The 3,978-nt window shown below is 73.0% G+C and carries 3 protein-coding genes, 1 tRNA gene and 1 pseudogene; 1 reads left to right on the plus strand and 4 read right to left on the minus strand.

Annotated elements, in window-relative coordinates:
• Positions 1 to 406, minus strand: a 406-nt coding sequence (locus tag B7767_RS31420; RefSeq protein ID WP_143652726.1) for a HAMP domain-containing protein, incomplete at its 3' end; no start/stop codon positions are given.
• A 422-nt stretch (positions 407 to 828) separates the two neighbouring features.
• On the opposite strand from B7767_RS31420, the gene B7767_RS31425 reads away from it, so the two are divergent.
• Entirely contained in the window at positions 829 to 1,101 is a 273-nt protein-coding gene (locus tag B7767_RS31425; protein ID WP_085575096.1) for a DUF3040 domain-containing protein, read from the plus strand.
• Positions 1,102 to 1,178: 77 nt separating this feature from the next.
• Here B7767_RS31425 and B7767_RS31430 read toward each other — a convergent pair.
• The 3 genes and pseudogenes from B7767_RS31430 to B7767_RS48505 all read right to left on the minus strand — a co-directional run.
• Positions 1,179 to 1,251: transfer RNA gene (locus tag B7767_RS31430), tRNA-Lys, on the minus strand.
• Between the two features lie 142 nt (positions 1,252 to 1,393).
• Positions 1,394 to 3,502 carry a DEAD/DEAH box helicase gene (locus B7767_RS31435; protein WP_085575097.1) on the minus strand — a complete coding sequence of 703 codons (2,109 nt, stop codon included), beginning with the start codon at positions 3,500 to 3,502 and terminating at the stop codon, positions 1,394 to 1,396.
• 251 nt (positions 3,503 to 3,753) lie between these two features.
• Positions 3,754 to 3,978, minus strand: a pseudogene (locus B7767_RS48505) (hypothetical protein); the annotation flags it as partial.

A 3,978-nucleotide genomic window follows, 5' to 3' on the forward strand; every position in this document is an offset into this window, starting at 1 on the left:
ACTGGCCGACCTCGTCGTGCAGCTCGCGGGCGACGCGCCGGCGCTCGGACTCCTGCGCGGACAGGGCGCGGGCGCTGCTCGTGGCGCGCTCGTCCTCCAGCCGGTCCAGCATGGTGTTGAACGTGGTGATCAGCTCGGCGATCTCGCCGCGCCCGCCGACCGCCGGGCGGTGTCCCGGGCGGAGCAGGTCCGTCGTCGTCATCGCGCGGGTCAGGCGCTGCAGCGGGGCGAGACCCACGCGGAGCAGCAGCGCGTTGGCGACGAGCATGGCGGCCAGCCCCACCGTGAGGACCGCGGCCTCGGTGAGCAGGACCGGCGTGGACACCGTGACGGGCCCCAGCAGCAGGGCCGTGGCCACGATGAGCACGACGGCGTTCAGCAGGAAGATCCGCCAGAACAGGGGCACCCCGTACCGCCTCCTCGCCGTCGGCCGCTCACCACGGGCTCACCGTGTGCGGCGGGAGCCCGACGGCCCGCGGACCGGGGGCGCGGCGCGGGCCGTCACTCCCAGCGTGTGCGCCGAACGGTTCCCGCGCCATCGGTGACAGCCCCCATTTCTCCCCGGGACCACGGCCGGCCGGACGGCCCGCGTACGCGGTGGCCCCCAGGGCGGATGGGGTCCGCGACGGATGGCCGCGGGCGGTGGCGGCGGGCGACGCTGGAGTCTGCCGCACCGGACGGGTGACGACGTCGGCACAAGGGCAAACTCCCTTGTAGCGGGCCGAGTTCGCGGCAGGCCGACGGTTCACCCTCTTCACGCCCCCGGCGTCACGGAGTGATGGCCGTCGGTGGTGTCACCGGGCGGCCGCCCCCTGGGAAGGAGGAGCCGTGCCCCAGTCCGACGACGAGCGCCTGGTCGATCTCGCAGCCCGTCTCGAACACGAGGACCCCCGTTTCGTCCGCTCACTCTCCGAAGGCCGTCCGGCCCGCCCCCGCGAGTACCGGCGCACGAGCGCCTGGTGCGCGCTGGTGATCGGGGTGACCATGCTCGCCGCGGGCGTCGTCGTCCCCGACGGTCTCCTCATCGCGGCGGGCCTGGTCCTCACCGGGATCGCCGTGCAGCTCCTCGACCCGAACCGGGACGAGCGCCCCGCGAAATGACGCGGCGCCCGAGCCGGCCGAAGCCGGTTCGAGCGCCGCGCAGCAGGTCAGAGGCGGTGTGCCACTCCTGCGGGAGGTAGGCCCTGTGGGACTCGAACCCACAACCAATGGATTAAAAGTCCACTGCTCTGCCAATTGAGCTAAGGGCCCCTGGCGATGTTGCCTCCCCGAGCATAGCCGGACGTGGCCGGGACTCCGATCGGGTATCGCGGGACGTGTCCCGCGCGGAACGCGGGAGGGCCCGCACGACGGGTGTCGTGCGGGCCCTCCCGGCCGGCTCGGTGAGCCTGTGTCAGCCGTTGCGCTTCCAGCGCGGCTTGTCCTCGCGGCGGCCGAAGGAGCCGCCGCTGCGGTGGTCGTCACGACGGCCGTACGGGCGGTCGTGGGAGCCGGAGTGGAAACCGGGGCGGTCGCCCTGGCGGTCGCGGTTGAACGGACGGTCGCTGCCGCGGTGGCCGCCGCGGTCGTCACGGCGGAAGCCGCCGCGCTCGCCGCGGTCACGGTCGCGGTTGAAACCGCCGCGGTCGTCACGACGCTCGAAGGAACGCCCACCACGGTCGTCACGGCGCTCGTCACGGCGGAAGCCGCCACGGTCGTCACGACGGTCACGGTCGCGGTTGAAGCCACCGCGGTCGTCACGACGCTCGAAGGAACGCCCACCACGGTCGTCACGACGCTCGTCACGACGGAAGCCGCCACGGTCACCGCGGTCGTCACGGCGGAAGCCGCCACGGTCGTCACGACGGTCACGGTCGCGGTTGAAGCCACCGCGGTCGTCACGACGCTCGAAGGAACGCCCACCACGGTCGTCACGACGCTCGTCACGACGGAAGCCACCGCGGTCACCGCGGTCGTCACGGCGCTCGCGCCGCTCGTACGGTGCCGAAGCCTCCGTACGCTCCACGCGCTCGGTCCGCTCGACGTCCCGCACGGTCGGCTGCTCCGGCAGCGAGACCTCGGCCTCGGCCGCCTCGGCGACCACCGTCTCGACGTCCTCGCCCCGCTCCCGCGCGACCCGGGCCAGCAGGCGGTCGGCCTCGTCGCGCAGCTCGGAGGCGCGGCGCTGGGCGCGCTCCAGCTCCTTGGTGAGCTGGGCGACCTCGCGCTCGGCCTGCTGCGCCGCGTTGCCCGCGGACTCGGCCTGCACCTCGGTCATGGACCGGGCGCCGGTGATCTCGGCGACCTCGGGGTCGAAGGCGGCACCGCCCTGGATGATGTGGCGCGTGGCGTCGACGCCCGCGTCCTCCATCAGCCGGAAGATCTGGCGGCGCTGGTGCGGCAGCGACAGGGAGACGACGGTGCCGGTGCGGCCGGCGCGCGCCGTGCGGCCCGCGCGGTGCAGGTAGTCCTTGTGGTCGCCGGCCGGGTCCACGTTGAGGACCAGGTCGATGCCGTCGACGTGGATGCCGCGCGCGGCGACGTCGGTGGCGACCAGGACGTTGACGTAGCCGTCCTTGAAGTCGGCCAGGGTGCGCGTGCGCGCGCCCTGGGTCATGCCGCCGTGCAGCGCGTCCGCCTTGGCGCCCGCGTCGCGCAGCTGCTCGGCGACGCGGTCGGCGCCCAGCTGGGTGCGGACGAAGATGATGGTGCGGCCCTTGCGGGAGGCGATGGCCGCGGTGACCGGCGCCTTGTCCTTGGGCTTCACGACGAGGATGTGGTGCGACATGGTCGTCACCGCGCCCTGCGCCGCGTCGACCTCGTGGGTCGCCGGGTCCTTCAGGTACCGGTCGACGAGGGTCTTGATCTCGTTCTCCATGGTGGCGGAGAACAGCATCCGCTGGCCGCCGGCCGGGACCTGGTCGAGCAGCTCGGTGACCTCGGGCAGGAAGCCCAGGTCGGACATCTGGTCGGCCTCGTCGAGAACGGTGATCTGCACGTTCTCCAGGGAGCAGGCGCCGCGGTTGATGATGTCGCGCAGGCGGCCGGGGGTGGCGACGAGGATGTCGACGCCGCGCTCGAGGGCGTAGATCTGGTTGCCCATCGAGGTGCCGCCGCAGACGACCTTCATCTTCAGGCCGAGGACGTCGCCGTACGGCTGGAGCGCGTCGGCGACCTGCATGGCCAGCTCGCGCGTGGGCGTCAGGATGACGGCGCGCGGCTTGTGCTTCTCGGTGCGGCCGCCGGCCAGCGTGGCCAGGGTCGGCAGACCGAAGGAGAGGGTCTTGCCGGAGCCGGTGCGGCCACGGCCGAGGATGTCCTTGCCGGCCAGGGCGTCCGGGATGGTCGCGGCCTGGATCGGGAAGGGGGTGGTCACGCCGTTCTGCGCGAGCTTGCGCACGACGCCCTCGGGCAGGCCGAGGTCGGCGAAGGTGGGCTCGGGGGCCGCCTCGGGGGCGGAGGTGATGTCGGTGTCCTCGGTGTTCTCGGGCACGACGACGTGATCAGTACTGGCGATGGGCATACGAATGCGAAACCTTCCGGAGTCTCTTCGGCACGCGCCCGTCAACTCCGTGAATCGCAGTTCGCAATAACGACCGCCTCGATGCGGTCCACCACGGCAAGGGAGAGAGTACGCGCCACACGGCGCGCTCTGCAGTGGCGCCGGGCAAATAGGATCAAACGATCTGCCACCATACGCACCCGATACCCCCGAAAGCAAACCGGCAGGTGAACGGGGGGTCCGGCGGGCGTGGAAGCGCTGGAAGGACGGACTTAAACCGGCGCCCCCGCTTCCGGCGCCGGCTCCCGCTGCGCCAACTGCGTCTCGGGCGGCTGGTGCGCCGACGAGGACGGCTCCGCCTGCGTCGGCTCCGGTGTGACCGGCGGCTCGGGCGGCGTCGGCGTGGGCTCCGGATCGGGCGTGCGCGAGGGCTCCGGGGGGACGGGCCCGTCGTCCGGGGTCGGCTCCGCGGGCCCGTCCGACCCGGCGTCGTCCGG

Origin of the sequence: Streptomyces sp. 13-12-16, from assembly GCF_002114215.1 — a bacterium.
In the GTDB taxonomy this organism is placed as follows: Bacteria; Actinomycetota; Actinomycetes; order Streptomycetales; family Streptomycetaceae; genus Streptomyces.